The following is a 15,044-nucleotide window of genomic DNA, read 5'->3' as shown; positions in this document are numbered from 1 at the left end:
GAAATAAATTTACCAATTACCAATCACCAATTACCAATCACCAATTACCAATTACCAATCACCAATCACCAATCACAACTTATGAGCAAAACTACCTCTCCTCAAATTTCGTTATATGACACTACTCTCCGTGATGGTACTCAACGGGAAGGTTTATCAGTGTCTATAGAAGATAAATTACGCATTGCCCACAGACTAGATCAACTAGGTATACCATTTATTGAAGGTGGTTGGCCAGGGGCGAATCCTAAAGATGTCCAGTTTTTCTGGCAACTCCAAGAAAACCCCCTCAAACAAGCGGAAATAGTTCCCTTCTGTTCCACCCGTCGTCCTCATACCCAAGCCAGTGATGAACCCATGTTACAAGCGATTTTGGCGGCTGGTACACGCTGGGTGACAATTTTTGGAAAATCTTGGGATTTGCACGTTATAGAAGGACTCAAGACCAGTCTGGATGAAAATTTAGCCATGATCCGCGACACGATTGAGTATTTAATCTCTCAAGGACGGCGTATAATTTATGATGCTGAACATTGGTTTGATGGTTATAAGCAAAATCCTCATTATGCTTTACAAACAATCAAAACAGCAGCAAAAGCAGGGGCGGAATGGTTAGTTTTATGTGATACCAATGGCGGAACTTTACCCCATGAAGTTTCTCAAATTGTCTCAGTTGTCGTCAGGGAAATAGGAAATACAGAAAAAACTCTTACCCAATCACCAATCACCAATCACCAATCACCAATCCCCCACATAGGAATACATACTCATAATGATTCGGAAATGGCAGTTGCTAATGCTATAGCAGCAGTGATGGCAGGTGCAAAAATGGTACAAGGGACTATAAATGGTTATGGTGAACGCTGCGGTAATGCTAACCTGTGTTCTCTGATTCCTAATTTACAGCTAAAACTTGGTTATAGCTGTATCAGTGAACACCAGCTACATCAACTTACAGAAACCAGTCGTTTTGTTAGTGAAGTTGTCAATCTCGCACCTGATGATCATGCACCCTATGTAGGACGTTCAGCTTTTGCTCACAAAGGAGGGATTCATGTTTCTGCGGTGGAACGTAATCCTTTAACTTATGAACATATTACACCTGAACAGGTAGGAAATCGTCGTCGCATTGTCATTTCTGAACAGTCTGGTTTAAGCAATGTTTTAGCTAAAGCTCGAACTTTGGGAATAGAATTAGATAAAAACGATCCCCAAACTAAACACATTCTTCAACGCATGAAAGACTTGGAAAGTGAAGGTTATCAATTTGAAGCTGCGGAAGCTAGTTTTGCTCTATTAATGTATACAGCTTTAGGACTAAGACAGGAGTTTTTTGAAGTTCAAGGTTTTCATGTTAATTGTGATTTGGTGGAAGGGAAAAAAAGCACCAATTCTTTAGCTACAATTAAAGTAGCTGTGAATGGTCAAAATATTCTGGAAGCAGCAGAAGGTAATGGTCCTGTTGCAGCTTTGGATGCTGCTTTACGCAAAGCTTTGATGAATTTTTATCCACAAATTGCCGATTTTGAATTGACTGATTATAAGGTAAGAATACTCAACGGAAATAGAGGAACATCTGCAAAAACACGCGCTTTGGTTGAGTCGGGAAATGGTCAACAACGCTGGACAACTATCGGAGTTTCTGCTAATATTTTAGAAGCTTCTTATCAAGCTGTAGTAGAAGGTTTGGAATATGGGTTGTTGCTGCATTTCCAAGCAGAAAAAGCATTGAAAATTTAGCAGTGATATAAATGTGATCAAATGGTCAAAATCAGGATATCCAGGATTACAGGATTCACAGAATTTACAGTAATTTTGATGATTTATAATTTGGCGATCGCTCTTTTTCCCACTGCATGAAATCTCAAAATCCCCATTTTCAGGATTTTTGTGATTTTTTTTGTTTTAAGACTTGACAATGCCAAAAATTTACCGTAATAGAAGCAACCCAAGATGCAGTTAATCTCTGTTCCACTTGATTTTTAATCAAATGAATCAATAAAATTTTTAAATAAGATTGGATATTTCGCAGAATAGCTTGTTTACTCATTCCTGCCAATTCATCTACAATTTCTAAAGCTTCTGCGTAACGTCCTTGTAAAATATTATTTCTGAGGTCTATCAATTCCTGAGTCATCGCTTCTAACCTCAAACCATCAAAAAACCAAAATCCTAATTTATTCTCTCATCTTACCAAATTCTCATCAAACTATAGAAAATTACAGAAAATTCCAGTATGCAAATTCTTAAATCCTGCGAATCTTAACTTCAACACTTCAAAACCTGTTATCTAAAACCTGTTATATATGGCGCGGACAGATTTCTAGATATAATAAAAATATAGCAAAACTCAGAACAACTGTCAACCCCCTAGCTGAAATTACCAAAACTCGTTAAATTATTGACATCATTCTCAATAATCTTGAGAAAACACCCACCCTTATTGATAGAAATCTTTTTTTTCCCAAATCCCATACAAATTACTTATACCTCTTACTTATACCTCTCTGCGACTCTGCGCCTCTGCGTGAGAAAAAAAACCAAGATAATAAAGTGAGGAAACCTCTACAGCCTAAATGCCCACAGTGACTTTGATGGATTTGTTAGACTAAACACACCAGGATATTTTCAGTCAAAAAGCCAGCAGACGAGGCCATTCATGCTTACAAATACCCTACTTCTTTCCAATCAACTCCCCAGTTTACAGTATTCATCAACAACAGAACGCTTCGACGACACCTGGGAAGCGCCCCTGGCCACCCTTTTGGGACTAGGACGCGCTGCTGGTGCAGATTTTGTAGAATTTTTCTTAGAACGTCGTAACTACATTAGTTGTTTAGCAGAAGACGATACCATCACCAGCATCTCACCCAGTTTAGCCAGTGGTGCAGGAGTGAGAGTATTTCGAGGCAAAGCCGACTGTTACGTTAGCACCAATAACCTGACATTTGCTGGACTAAAAGCAGCCTTAGAAAAAGGTCTTTCCATCCTGGGATTACAACTGCCAGGACCAACTGCTTTCATCCCCGAAATCAACCTAGAATTATTGAGAGACTACGCCACCAAACGCGGTAAAGATGGCTGGCTCCCCTTATGCAGTTCCATCCGCGAAATGGGAGAAATCCTTCTTGATGGTACTACCCAACTCAACAAAAAAGCTACCCACGTTCAGTCTCGCCGCGCTACTTACTTCCGTGACTGGCAAGAAGTATTAATTGCTGCCAGTGATGGCACATTTGCCCGTGATATTCGCCTCACCCAGTCAGTCGGCTTTAATCTTCTGTGCGCTGATGGTGCCAACCGTGCTTCCATCGGTGAACGTTCAGGAAACACCAGTGACCCCAACTTCCTGAAAACCTGGGATTATCAACAAGCTTCCGAACAAATTGCCGAATCTGCGGGTAAAATGCTATATGCAGATTACGTAGAATCAGGAAATTACCCCATTATCATGGCCAATCATTTTGGGGGAGTAATATTCCATGAAGCTTGCGGACACCTATTAGAAACCACCCAAATAGAACGCAAAACCACACCATTTGCAGATAAAAAAGGCGAAAAAATCGCCCATGAAAGTTTAACAGCCTGGGATGAAGGACGCTCAGACAACGCCTTCGGCACAATTGATATGGATGACGAAGGAATGCCCGCCCAAAGAACATTATTAATAGAAAAAGGCGTTCTCAAAAACTTCCTAGCTGACAGAACCGGTTCAGTAAGAACTGGACACCCCAGAACAGGCAGTGGTCGCCGTCAAAATTACACATTTGCTGCTGCAAGTCGCATGAGAAACACATATATTGATACCGGCGAATACAGCAACGAAGATTTATTTGCTTCCATTGATAAAGGTATTTACTGTAAAAAAATGGGTGGTGGAAGTGTAGGCGCAACCGGTCAATTTAACTTTAGCGTTGACGAAGCTTATTTAATAGAAAATGGCAAAATTACCAAACCATTAAAAGGTGCTACCCTCATCGGTGAAGCAAAAGAAATCATGAACAAAATTTCCTTATGTTCTAAAGATTTAGAACTAGCACCTGGTTTTTGTGGTTCTGTTAGTGGCAGCATTTACACCACAGTAGGACAACCACATATTAAAGTTGATTCCATCACCGTCGGCGGCAGATAAAACAACAAATAAAAGTCATTTCGATGAAAACAGATAAACCATATCATCTGCGTTTATCTGCGTTCATCTGCGTTCAAAAATCCAAAATCTAAAATCCAAAATTGCATCATGTCTAACATTCAAGAAATCGCTAAATACGCCCAAGAAAACGCCCAAAAACTAGGCATTAAAAAATTTGACATTTACGGTTCAACTGTAGACGATACCAGCGTGCAAGTTGACCAAGGAGAACCCAAACAAGTAAAAGCTTCCAACCGTTCTGGTGTCACAGTTCGAGTTTGGAATGAAGAAAATACAATGGGTGTCACCAGTACCACAGATGTAGATCCCAAAGGATTAGAATTAGCTTTACAAACTGCCTACGAAGCAAGTTTTTTTGGAGTGAAAGAAAACGTTCCTGATTTTAGTCCACAAGCAACAATTCCCATTGAATACACTCCTAAAGACAAAGCACCCCAAGCACCTGTTTCTGAACTAATTGAAAAACTATTAGTAGCAGAAAAAGAACTTTTAGCTGCTCATCCTGCCATTACAGGAGTGCCTTATAATGGTTTAGCACAAAGAGATATTGACCGTTTTTATCTTAATAGTGATGGTGCTTTAAGAACGGAATCTCATTCTTTGGCTTCAGTTTATCTGTATAGTAAAACCGAGGAAGAAGGGAAAAAACCCCGCAGTGCAGGAGCATATCGAGTTAAGGAGAATTTAGCTGATTTAGATATTGCTGGTTGTATCAAAGAAACAGCAGATAAAACTATCAGTCATTTGCATTATGAAAAAATCAAAACTGGTAAATATCAAGTGGTTTTTTCTGCGGAAGCTTTCTTGAGTTTATTGGGTGCATTTTCTAATTTATTTAATGCCCAAAATATTCTGGATAATCAAAGTTTATCCACAACTGAAGATATCGGTAAAGAAATTGCTTCACCTTTACTTTCAGTTTATGATGATGCTTTACATCCTGCCAATGTGGGTGCAGAAAGTTTTGATGGTGAAGGTACACCAACCCGTCAAGTAAAGTTAATAGAAAAAGGTGTGTTAACCAGCTTTTTACATAGTGCGGGAACTGCAAAACGGTTAAATGCCCAACCTACAGGTAATGCTAGTATTGGTGCAAAGGTGAGCATTGGTCCCAATTTTTATCATGTTTTTGGCGCTGGTACACCAGAAAAAGAATTAAGTTTAGAAACTGCGGAAAATGTGATTTTAATTGATGATTTACAAGCTCTCCATGCAGGTGTTAAAGCTTTACAAGGTTCGTTTTCTTTGCCTTTTGATGGTTGGTTAGTGAATAAAGGTGAAAAAATTAGTATAGAGTCAGCAACGGTAGCAGGTGATTTTCTGGAGTTGTTAAAATCTATTGTTTATGTAGAGAAGGAAGCGGAATTAACACCAGGGGGAGTTTGTCCTAGAGTTTGGGTAAGTGAACTTTCTATTACTGGGGAGTAATATTCAGGAGGCAGGAGTTTTTTATTTTGGATTTTGGATTTTGGATTTTGGATTGTTTTTGTGATCTCCAATCTAAAATCTAAAATCTAAAATCTAAAATCTAAAATTTTCTTCCCCAGTCACCAGTCACCAGTCACCAGTCACCTAATATTGAACTGTGCCATCAGGCATTACAGCTTCACGCAAATTTGCACCCATGATATTTGTGCTACTCATTTCTGCTTTGAACAAATTTGCCTTACTTAAATTAGCACCTCTCAAGTCTGTTCTGGCCTCAATCGTTAGCCCAGTCTGGCATAAGGCATTCATGAAACTCCCATTAAAAGAGGGTTTTCCTGACTCCTGACTTCTGCTATGTGTAATTTGGCTGTTAAGCTAAATTGAGATCATTAATTTCCCGAATATTGTAAAGTTTGAGTTAATAGGAGGAAATACTATGAACAGTTGTATTTTAATGGCAGAAATTTATGATGCTCCCCAACTGCGACACACACCCGACGGTTTGGAAATCACAGAAATGATAGTTCATGTAGCGGGGTTGCGGCCAGATGATCCCTCACATCCGTTAAAAGTGGTAAGTTGGGGTAACTTAGCCAAAGACATTCATCAAAATTATCATCCAGGCGATCGCGTGATCATCGAAGGACGCTTAGGGATGAATACTTTTGAGCGTCCCGAAGGATTTAAAGAAAAACGTGCTGAGTTGACAGTACAACGGATTCATGCTTTAAGCAAAGGTGTACCAACGGATCAACCAGCAGCACAACGTCCCCTAGAGATTGTCAATCATCAATCAAGCAGACCTGCACAAACTCCAACTACAACATTTACAAATCCCGCACCCCAACCAACCACCCCAGAGCCTACCTATCAACCTGTAAGTTCTCAACCTCCATCCTATCAACCCACGACAGAAGCAGAACCCGATCCAGACGACATTCCATTTTAAGGTGATTGGTGATTGGTAATTGGTAATTGGTAATTGGTAATTGGTAATTGGGTTATTCATCTTAACCCTGTCACCTGTCACCTGTCACCTGTCACCTGTCCCCTACTCTCCGCTGGCTTCACCCCATTCTCGAATAGCGGGGAAAACAGAAGAATAATCATCTTCTGGATAGGACATTTTCATTGCTGACTGTAAGATGTGTTTTACACCCTCAATACTGCTGAGATTCAAACCAAGGGATTTAGCTTCAGAGATAAATAAATCTATTTCTTTGATCAATTGTTTGGTGGGTAAGTTGGCTTTGGAATAATTGCCATCTAACATCCGGTTTAGATTTTGATCAAAGATAGGCGCATAAAGTTTACTGTCCCGCAGGACTCGCATAAATAATTCTACATCAATGCCTTGCAACTGGACAAAAGCCAGACTCAGGGCAAAGCTAGTAGTGAGGGAAGCAATGAGTTGATTGAGTGCTAAAGTCAGGGATGCTGCTGATCCTACAGGTCCAATGTATACAGGATCGGGTCCAAAATTTGATAGTAATTTGACATGGCGTTGATATTGTTCTTCTTCACCACCCACCATGACAATTAATTTGCCAGTTTCCGCTTCTGGGATACTACCGAGTACAGGCGCTTCTATGTATTCACCACCAGCCGCAACTACCGCATTTCTGATTTCTTGGCTTTCTTGGGGAGTAGTTGTCCCCATTTGAATGATGCTGCGTCCTGATAAAGTATGCCAAGAAGTATCTGTGAGCAAGACATGATAAATAGCTGCGGCGTTAGATAGCATAAGAATTATACAGTCAGCAGAACGAATTGCTTCACGGGGTTTTGTGGCAATTGCTGCCCCTGCTGCTTGTAATGGTGCTAATTTTTCTGGGGTGCGGTTGTAGGCAATTAGCTCTATATTGGCAGCTAATAACCTTTGAGCCATCGGTAGTCCCATCAATCCAGTTCCCAGAAATGCCACCTTCATGTTTCACGTTCCTTTGGTAAATCGTAAGTAAAAAGGGAATTGGTGATTGGTAATTGGTGATTGGTAATTGGTAATTGGTAATTGGTAATTGGTAATTGGTAATTGGTAATTGGTAATTGGGTTATTTATCTTCCCAGTCCCCAGTCCCCAGTCCCCAGTCACCAGTCACCAGTCACCAATCCCCAGTCCCCAGTCCCCAGTCACCAATCACCAATCCCCAGAAATTAGCCTCCGGCTGCGAAAGTTGCCATAATGACAACTGATAGTAGGATGCCGGGGCTAAGTAGGGTTACTAAGACAATCAGATCATGAGTATTCATAGTTGTTTCTTTGCCAAGGTTTTTAACTTGAAGTAATCACTGTTATCCTAGTCCAAGAAAGACGGATATCAGGATTCACCAAATATAGTTTTAATGTCAGGAGTCAGGATAATTTTAGATTTTAGATTTTAGATTGGAGTTAAGAAAAACAATCCAAAATCCAAAATCCAAAATCCAAAATTGAATCACCAATCCCCTCTACTCTGGTATAGTTAGTCCTTGGAGCGATCGCCTAGTTTCTGTTTCTGTCAATCCTTTGCTTTGCACGAGAACCCCAAAGTTACCTAGTCCTTCTGGGGAGATGAGTTGGTGTAGTGCTTCCCGGCGTTTGAGTAGTTGTGATATGGATTGTTGTTGATAGGAAAGGGCAGCTATTCTTTCTCCTAAACCTAAAGCCATCAAAAATAAACCTTGTTGTGTCCAACCCACTTGATTTAAACCGCATCTTTTTCCCCATTTTTCTAAAGCTGTAAAGTCAACATGGGCGGTGATATCTTGTTTTCCGATGTTGATGTATGGGTTATTATGATGTCGATGTTGGTAGTAGCACTGTAGAGTTCCTTGCGATCGCCTGGGATGATAATAACGACTTGCAGGGTAGCCATAATCAATTGTTAGCACATACCCGCGCTGCAAGCAGTCAGCCACTATACTCAACCAGTCCAAAGCGGCTAAATTAATTTCACTGCGATAACCTTCTTCATAAGCATTTTGGCTGATATCAATCCCCACTAACTGCAAATATTCTGCTAACTGCGGTGTGGATGCTTCCCCAACAACTTCGATAAATTCAATATTTGACTTTTTCCCTAACCCCTCTCCTACAAGATGAGGGAAATTATTGTTATCCCCCTTCTCTTGTAGGGAAGGCGGTTGGGGGGTTAGGTCTTGGGATGTAGTTACATAAATTTCTTGCAGTTTTCCCTCTGCTATGGTGAACTGATGCACAGGAAAAGCATCAATTAATTCATTAGAAAAAAAGCAACCTATGATTGAGTTAGGTGTGATTTCTTCTAAGTTTAACCAGCGCACAGAAAATTCCTGTAATTTTTGTTGTTGTTCCTGTCTTAAACTGGGTGATTTCTCAATAATAATATATTCTATGACATCAAAAAAGTCTGAATAATTAATTTTTAGATAATTGAGAATTTGGGAAGCTAAAACACCTATTCCTGCTCCCATTTCTACCAGATCAAAAGATTTTGGTCTATCTAAATTTTCCCACATTTGGTAAAATTGAACAGCCAGTAATTCACCAAAATCATCACATAAACTTGATGAGGTAAAAAAATCACCACCTTGAAAACCTATGTTAACTGCATTACTGGAATAATAGCCTTGGTCTGGGTGATATAACACCATGTCCATGTACTCAGCAAAGGTAATGCGTTTTTGGGGACTGGTGAGAATGTGACTGGCTATAGTTTGATATAATGCGGGGTTAGAATCCATAAAAAATCAAAAATTTAACTTTCTTTAACTCTCTAAAATCTTAGAGTTTGTTGCTAAAGTTTGCGCCCCTTTTTGCATAATTTCAATATCTGCTTTTGACCATAAACGAGAATTATGGCATTGATGAGCTACCAGCAAACCCCATAAACCTCTAGGGATAACAATTGGTACAACTAAGTTAGCACGTACTTGGATACTACGCAGAAAATCTTGATGACAAGGATGAATAGGTTCTAATTCAATATCAGCGATCGCTCTTATTCTTCCATTTAAATACAAGGTCGCATATTCATTATTAAAGCAATTATCTGCTCCCTTTGAACCTAAAATTGATAATTTTTTTGAAATTAAAGATTCAAATGTTACTTGACCGTGCCATTGCTCGTAGAAGTAATAAATAACTACGCGGTCAACCTGTAAAGCTTCTCTAATTTGATGTATGGTTTTGCGGATTAAATTATCTCGATTAATCTTTTTTATCAGACGATCCAGTAGAGTTTGTAAACCTTTTTCAATATGTTGTTGGTGCTGATGTTGATTTTGAATACTTTCAAATTGAGCTTGAGAATGAATTTGCACAGGTTTCAGGTAAAAACTACATAAAAATTGTGTTGATTTATATAGTAGCTTATCAGCAAGTTGAGAGAAAATAATTAATTTACAAATTCAAGAATTTTTATAATCATAAATTCTCCTACTTAGATATTTTTTTGCAAAACATTAAAATTAACAAATATTTTTGTTGAAAAATGAAAATTTATTAAGAAACAAAACATTTTTTCATTATTTGAAATGTTAAGTTATTTTTTTTTGTAAAACTTTAAATTTCTTAATATTTAGAGATAAGAAAATAGAGATAAAAAAATATAGAGATGCAATAAAACACACCTCTATATATAAAATAAATATCAAACTATCTATGACGTAATGGGAAAGCTTATCTATCCACAGAACCCATAATTACGTCAATACTACCGAGAATAACCACAACATCTGCTACCTTCACACCACGTAACAAAGAGGGGAGAATTTGCAGGTTATTGAAGTCTGCGGGGCGAATTTTCCACCGCCAGGGGAAGACATTATTATCACCTACCAAATAAATTCCCAGTTCACCTTTACCGCTTTCTACACGGGAGTAAATTTCACCAGAGGGAATTTTGAAGGTGGGAGCAACTTTTTTAGCAACATACTGATAATCAAACGCATCCCATTCTGACTTTGGACCAGCCATCATTCGTTTAGCTTCCAGGTTTTCATAGGGACCACCGGGTAAACCTTTGATAGCTTGTTTGATGATTTTCACAGATTCCCGCATTTCCCGCATCCGCACCATGTAACGAGCGAGACAATCACCTGTGGTTTCCCACTGTACATCCCAGTCGAAATCGTCGTAACATTCATAATGGTCAACCTTCCGCAAGTCCCACTTCACCCCAGAACCGCGTAACATTGGACCAGAAAGACCCCAGTTAATTGCTTCTTCACGGGTAATAGTCCCAATACCTTCGATACGACGGCGGAAAATAGGGTTATTGGTAACTAAGCGTTCATATTCGTCAACTTTGGGGAGGAAGTAGTCACAGAACTCTTCACACTTATCTACCCAACCATAGGGTAAATCAACAGCTACACCACCCACACGGAAATAGTTGTTATTTACCATGCGATAACCTGTAGCCGCTTCCCACAGGTCATAAATCATTTCCCGTTCCCGGAACTGGTAGAAGAAGGGAGTTTGAGCGCCTACGTCTGCAAGGAAGGGACCAAACCATAATAGGTGGTTAGCGATGCGGTTTAGTTCCAGCATAATTACACGGATGTAACTAGCGCGTTTGGGAACTGTAATACCTGCTAATTTTTCTGGTGCATTGACTGTCACCGCTTCGTTAAACATCCCCGCTGCGTAGTCCCAACGGCTAACATAGGGAACATACATAACGGTGGAACGGTTTTCAGCTATTTTTTCCATCCCCCGGTGTAGATAACCAATGACTGGTTCACAGTCAACGACATCTTCACCGTCTAAGGTCATAATTAATCTCAGAACCCCGTGCATTGAAGGGTGGTGAGGACCCATGTTTAGCACCATTGGTTCAGTGCGGGTTTCTATTCTGCTCATAGATTTTGGTGTTCTCCCGTTGTCAACAGTTTGTATTGAACCGCCAAGATGCTAACCAGATACAATTTACTGCATCTGCTAATTTTCAGCTTGTCAGGATAGCAGGTTTGGAGTTGTACTTGATGTTTTATTTTGTCTTGCTTCTTCAATTATTATAGGGATCTGGCGATTCAAGGGATTGTGAGTCTGGTTTTTTTATTTTCTCTTTGGTTGTGGGGTGGGGGGAATTTTTGACGGGTGGTGTTGTTTATATCTAAGTTTTATTAAGGTTTGGGTGGTTTTGCTGGGTTTGAGATATATTTATTTTATCGTTGGGCTAATTAATTTTTATGGCTCACGCAGAGGCGCAGAGTCGCAGAGAGAGAAGCAAGAGTTTTTGTTATGAATTATTTACAGGTTTATATTCAAGAAGTTAGTCAGGTTTATCAATCTCAAAATGCTACTGAGCATAGTTATCGTCCTGCTTTGAAGAAGTTTCCTTTTGATATTAGATATACTTACTATACGGGAAAATCCAGAGGTTTTCATTGTATGCCTCGTAATCAGGTTATGCGTCATTTAATATCTGGAGAAAATAGAGCTTTTATCACATCTCGCATGACTAAAGGAGAATTTTTTCAACATATACAAATAACTCAAAATATTGTTGAAGTAATTTGTATGTCTCCTAAAACCTCAAATAATGGTTTCGTTTTCCCTCTTTATATCTATCCAGAAACTCAAGCTGAAAAAGATATGGGGATGAATCGTAAACCAAATTTATCCCCAGAATTTATTACAGAATTTTCCCAAAAATTAGGATTAGAATTTATTGTTGATGGAAAAGGGAATCAAAAACAAACCTTTGGACCAGAGGATATTTTTAATTATATTTACGCTGTTTTTCATTCTCCTACTTACCGTCAACGCTACGCTGAATTTTTAAAGATTGATTTTCCCCGTCTTCCTTTAACTTCTAATCTTGCGCTTTTTTGGGAGTTGGTAGCAAAGGGTGATAAATTAGTACAATTTCATTTAATGAAAGTAACAGGAAAGGAAATTTCCACTTATCCTATTGCGGGTTCTAATATTGTGGAACAGGTTAAATATAATGAAAATCATCAACAAGTTTGGATAAACTCTGAACAGTATTTTGATCAAGTTCCTCCGCAAATCTGGAATTTTTATATAGGTGGTTATCAAGTTTGTCAAAAGTGGTTAAAAGATAGGAAGGGAAGAGAGTTAAATTTTGATGATTTGACTCATTATCAAAATATTATTTCTATTATATCGGAGACTATTCAGATTATGGGAGATATTGATAAAATTATTGCAAATTATGGGGGTTTTCCGTTAGAATGAGAGTTAACATAACAACAAGATATGAGCAAAAACTTTGATCAACCAAGTGAATAAAGCAGATGCGGCCAAGGGTCGAAATCTTTTAGAATTAGTAGAAAGAATGTTAGTTTACAAATTCTCATCCTATAGTCGTCAGGAGTTAGAAGCAATGTTTGGATTAACAGAATGGCAACAAACCCGATTTTATCAAGAAGTAAAAGAAGAAACAGAGTTGGAAACTAAGTTAAAAACTATTCCTAAACTGTTAAATGAGGGGCTAAATCTAGAACAAATTGCGCGTATACTTGAGTTAGATATCGAGGCGGTAAAACAAGCAATTACAAAGCAAAATAATAAATAGACATTGGATGAATAAATCAGGTGGTGATACAATTTGATGGGTTTATTCAGAAAATTTTTATAACTCAAGTTGGTGCGTTACGTTATCACTAACGCACCCTACTAACTATCATGTCGGAGACTATTAAGATTATGGAAGATGTTGATAAAATTATTGATAAATACGGTAGTTTTACGTTAGAATGAGATTGTCAATCAAAACAAATCTGCCTACGCGAAATAAAAACATCAAGGTGGGACATAATTTATGCAAGAATTAATGAAAAATCCTTCATCTTGGCTACCCAATGGAATAAACCTGAATCTTGCAGATCAATTTCGTCCTTTTTCTTTTACTGAAGAATTACAACTTCGTTTAGAAGAACTTTTAGAAAAGAATAAAGAAAATTTGCTCAATTCTGATGAAAAAGCAGAGTTAGCTGGTTTATTAGAATTAGAAAGGATTTTTAGTTTTATTAACACTAAACTGGCTTCTTAGGAGAATTAAATTATCTGCGTTTAATTATTAATGATTTTACGTCAAATAATAATCATCACTTTAATAAATTAATGAATACATCAGATTTACAAACCTCCATAGATTTAGATGAATTTACATTTTCCCATATTCCTGTTTTAAGTCAGGAAGTAATTACAGGTTTAAATATTCAACCAGGTGGAAATTATTTAGATTTAACTGTCGGTGGTGGTGGCCACAGTCGGTTAATATTAGAAAGTGCTGAAAACACAAAAATTACCGCAGTTGATCAAGATTTGGATGCTTTAAAAGCTGCACAGGAGAATTTAGCAGAGTTTGGAAATAGGGTGAATTTTATTCATAGCAATTTTGCTAATTTTCAATTTCCTGCAAATACTTATGATGGCATTTTAGCAGATTTGGGTGTGAGTTCCTATCATTTGGATAACCCAGAAAGGGGTTTTAGTTTTAGAAATACTGCTAATTTAGATATGCGAATGAATCAACAACAGTCTTTAACTGCTGCTGATATAATTAATGAATGGGATGAACAAGAATTAGCGGATATATTTTTTAAATATGGTGAAGAAAGACTTTCTAGGAAAATAGCGAAGAGAATTATCGAAAAGCGTCCTTTTCAAACTACTACAGAATTAGCAGATGCAATTTTTTATTCTGTTCCTCCTAAATATCGACATGGAAGAATACATCCTGCAACTCGCGTTTTTCAATCTTTAAGAATTGCGGTTAATGATGAGTTAAAAGTATTGGAAACTTTGATAGAAAAAGCACCTCACGCGCTGGTTACTGGTGGTAAAAGTGCGATTATCAGTTTTCACAGTTTAGAAGATAGAATAGTCAAACACGGTTTAAGAAACTCAGAGCTATTAAGAGTTTTAACTAAAAAACCAATTATTGCAACAGAAGAGGAAATAAAAAATAACCCGCGTTCTCGTTCTGCTAAGTTGAGAATAGCAGAAAGAAAAAACCCAGCAGGTGAGTAAAATAAAAATCTTGTGGTAAAAATCTTGTGGTACGGGCATCTTGCCCGTTATGATAATAATAAATAATAAGATCCCCGACTTCTTGAATAAGTTGGGGATCGGAAATGTTTTTAGTTTTTAAAAACTTTTGAAGTTCACCACAACGCCGTTTTACCTAAGTTTATGACCTGGGTAAACCAGGTGGGAACGGGTGTTGCTTGTTTAAAGTTTCCGAGTGCAAGCTCGGTTTACTGCCACAAGAACGAATTGGTTCCCTTTTCGTTAAAGACATAGATCAAAAAACTTGAGGGCAGTCACCAACGTCGTAGTGTAACTAATTCATTATAACTGTGAAAACCGATTTGTGTAGAGGGTAATGAAAAAATTTTTTAGTTGTCAGTTATGGTTGGTTATTTTACTGCTATATAAAACCTAGACAAAACTAGACTTTACTTTCTACTTCAACGGGAGCATGGGAGCAGTTATCCCTCAGTAGACTTTCACGCCTTAGCCAGACGC

General features: G+C 38.1%; 14 protein-coding genes, 1 other RNA gene and 1 pseudogene. 9 read left to right on the top strand and 7 right to left on the bottom strand.

Features of this window, described 5'->3' with window-relative positions; translation table 11 throughout:
* The first annotated feature begins 81 nt into the window (after nt 1-81).
* Nucleotides 82-1,740: a citramalate synthase gene (gene cimA, locus H6F47_RS09510; protein ID WP_190648902.1), complete on the top strand. Its 1,659-nt coding sequence runs from the start codon at nt 82-84 to the stop codon at nt 1,738-1,740.
* A 196-nt stretch (nt 1,741-1,936) separates the two neighbouring features.
* Here the strand turns inward: cimA and H6F47_RS09505 are convergent.
* Nucleotides 1,937-2,137: pseudogene (locus tag H6F47_RS09505) on the bottom strand (hypothetical protein); the annotation flags it as partial.
* Between the two features lie 522 nt (nt 2,138-2,659).
* On the opposite strand from H6F47_RS09505, the gene H6F47_RS09500 reads away from it, so the two are divergent.
* Together H6F47_RS09500 and H6F47_RS09495 are read left to right on the top strand one after the other, a co-directional pair.
* On the top strand, nt 2,660-4,132 hold the full coding sequence (locus H6F47_RS09500) for a TldD/PmbA family protein (RefSeq protein WP_137668928.1): 1,473 nt from the start codon (nt 2,660-2,662) through the stop codon (nt 4,130-4,132).
* A gap of 108 nt (nt 4,133-4,240) precedes the next feature.
* On the top strand, nt 4,241-5,581 hold the full coding sequence (locus H6F47_RS09495) for a TldD/PmbA family protein (RefSeq protein WP_190648864.1): 1,341 nt from the start codon (nt 4,241-4,243) through the stop codon (nt 5,579-5,581).
* 144 nt (nt 5,582-5,725) lie between these two features.
* On the opposite strand, the gene H6F47_RS09490 is transcribed toward H6F47_RS09495, so the two are convergent.
* Nucleotides 5,726-5,890, bottom strand: a complete 165-nt coding sequence (locus H6F47_RS09490) for a pentapeptide repeat-containing protein (RefSeq protein ID WP_096565219.1) — start codon at nt 5,888-5,890, stop codon at nt 5,726-5,728.
* Nucleotides 5,891-6,017: 127 nt separating this feature from the next.
* On the opposite strand from H6F47_RS09490, the gene H6F47_RS09485 reads away from it, so the two are divergent.
* Nucleotides 6,018-6,530: a single-stranded DNA-binding protein gene (locus tag H6F47_RS09485; protein ID WP_096565217.1), complete on the top strand. Its 513-nt coding sequence runs from the start codon at nt 6,018-6,020 to the stop codon at nt 6,528-6,530.
* 102 nt (nt 6,531-6,632) lie between these two features.
* Here H6F47_RS09485 and H6F47_RS09480 read toward each other — a convergent pair whose 3' ends face one another.
* Entirely contained in the window at nt 6,633-7,511 is an 879-nt protein-coding gene (locus H6F47_RS09480; protein WP_137668931.1) for an NAD(P)-dependent oxidoreductase, read from the bottom strand.
* Between the two features lie 109 nt (nt 7,512-7,620).
* Here H6F47_RS09480 and H6F47_RS09475 point away from each other — a divergent pair, with 109 nt between their 5' ends.
* Entirely contained in the window at nt 7,621-7,764 is a 144-nt protein-coding gene (locus H6F47_RS09475) for a hypothetical protein (RefSeq protein WP_206755144.1), read from the top strand.
* 265 nt (nt 7,765-8,029) lie between these two features.
* On the opposite strand, the gene H6F47_RS09470 is transcribed toward H6F47_RS09475, so the two are convergent.
* From H6F47_RS09470 to H6F47_RS09460, 3 genes are all read right to left on the bottom strand, one after another.
* Nucleotides 8,030-9,283, bottom strand: a complete 1,254-nt coding sequence (locus tag H6F47_RS09470; RefSeq protein ID WP_190648858.1) for a class I SAM-dependent methyltransferase — start codon at nt 9,281-9,283, stop codon at nt 8,030-8,032.
* A gap of 24 nt (nt 9,284-9,307) precedes the next feature.
* Nucleotides 9,308-9,862, bottom strand: coding sequence for a GAF domain-containing protein (locus H6F47_RS09465; RefSeq protein ID WP_190648854.1), 555 nt, complete (start codon nt 9,860-9,862; stop codon nt 9,308-9,310).
* Between the two features lie 358 nt (nt 9,863-10,220).
* Nucleotides 10,221-11,405, bottom strand: a complete 1,185-nt coding sequence (locus H6F47_RS09460; RefSeq protein WP_137668891.1) for an NAD(P)H-quinone oxidoreductase subunit H — start codon at nt 11,403-11,405, stop codon at nt 10,221-10,223.
* Between the two features lie 381 nt (nt 11,406-11,786).
* On the opposite strand from H6F47_RS09460, the gene H6F47_RS09455 reads away from it, so the two are divergent.
* The 4 genes from H6F47_RS09455 to rsmH all read left to right on the top strand — a co-directional run bounded on the left by H6F47_RS09455 (nt 11,787) and on the right by rsmH (nt 14,546).
* Nucleotides 11,787-12,746 carry a type ISP restriction/modification enzyme gene (locus H6F47_RS09455; protein WP_190648852.1) on the top strand — a complete coding sequence of 320 codons (960 nt, stop codon included), beginning with the start codon at nt 11,787-11,789 and terminating at the stop codon, nt 12,744-12,746.
* Nucleotides 12,747-12,780: 34 nt separating this feature from the next.
* A complete protein-coding gene (locus H6F47_RS09450) occupies nt 12,781-13,086 on the top strand; it encodes a DUF2887 domain-containing protein (RefSeq protein WP_190648849.1) in 306 nt (101 codons plus the stop codon).
* A gap of 246 nt (nt 13,087-13,332) precedes the next feature.
* Nucleotides 13,333-13,563: a hypothetical protein gene (locus H6F47_RS09445; RefSeq protein WP_137668893.1), complete on the top strand. Its 231-nt coding sequence runs from the start codon at nt 13,333-13,335 to the stop codon at nt 13,561-13,563.
* Nucleotides 13,564-13,634: 71 nt separating this feature from the next.
* Nucleotides 13,635-14,546, top strand: coding sequence for a 16S rRNA (cytosine(1402)-N(4))-methyltransferase RsmH (rsmH, locus tag H6F47_RS09440; RefSeq protein ID WP_190648845.1), 912 nt, complete (start codon nt 13,635-13,637; stop codon nt 14,544-14,546).
* A gap of 130 nt (nt 14,547-14,676) precedes the next feature.
* Here the strand turns inward: rsmH and ssrS are convergent.
* A non-coding RNA gene (gene ssrS / locus H6F47_RS09435) (6S RNA) lies at nt 14,677-14,860 on the bottom strand.
* Nucleotides 14,861-15,044: the final 184 nt, after the last annotated feature.

Source organism: Sphaerospermopsis sp. FACHB-1094, from assembly GCF_014696195.1.
Classification (GTDB): domain Bacteria; phylum Cyanobacteriota; class Cyanobacteriia; order Cyanobacteriales; family Nostocaceae; genus Sphaerospermopsis; species Sphaerospermopsis kisseleviana.
This window is presented reverse-complemented; position numbering and strand designations above follow the sequence as displayed.

Excerpts from the sequence above, each read along its gene's own strand:
- cimA (WP_190648902.1), top strand. The coding sequence starts at position 82 with ATGAGCAAAACTACCTCTCCTCAAATTTCGTTATATGACACTACTCTC.
- H6F47_RS09500 (WP_137668928.1), top strand. The coding sequence starts at position 2,660 with ATGCTTACAAATACCCTACTTCTTTCCAATCAACTCCCCAGTTTACAG.
- H6F47_RS09495 (WP_190648864.1), top strand. The coding sequence starts at position 4,241 with ATGTCTAACATTCAAGAAATCGCTAAATACGCCCAAGAAAACGCCCAA.
- H6F47_RS09490 (WP_096565219.1), bottom strand. The coding sequence starts at position 5,890 with ATGAATGCCTTATGCCAGACTGGGCTAACGATTGAGGCCAGAACAGAC.
- H6F47_RS09485 (WP_096565217.1), top strand. The coding sequence starts at position 6,018 with ATGAACAGTTGTATTTTAATGGCAGAAATTTATGATGCTCCCCAACTG.
- H6F47_RS09480 (WP_137668931.1), bottom strand. The coding sequence starts at position 7,511 with ATGAAGGTGGCATTTCTGGGAACTGGATTGATGGGACTACCGATGGCT.
- H6F47_RS09470 (WP_190648858.1), bottom strand. The coding sequence starts at position 9,283 with ATGGATTCTAACCCCGCATTATATCAAACTATAGCCAGTCACATTCTC.
- H6F47_RS09460 (WP_137668891.1), bottom strand. The coding sequence starts at position 11,405 with ATGAGCAGAATAGAAACCCGCACTGAACCAATGGTGCTAAACATGGGT.
- H6F47_RS09455 (WP_190648852.1), top strand. The coding sequence starts at position 11,787 with ATGAATTATTTACAGGTTTATATTCAAGAAGTTAGTCAGGTTTATCAA.
- H6F47_RS09445 (WP_137668893.1), top strand. The coding sequence starts at position 13,333 with ATGCAAGAATTAATGAAAAATCCTTCATCTTGGCTACCCAATGGAATA.
- rsmH (WP_190648845.1), top strand. The coding sequence starts at position 13,635 with ATGAATACATCAGATTTACAAACCTCCATAGATTTAGATGAATTTACA.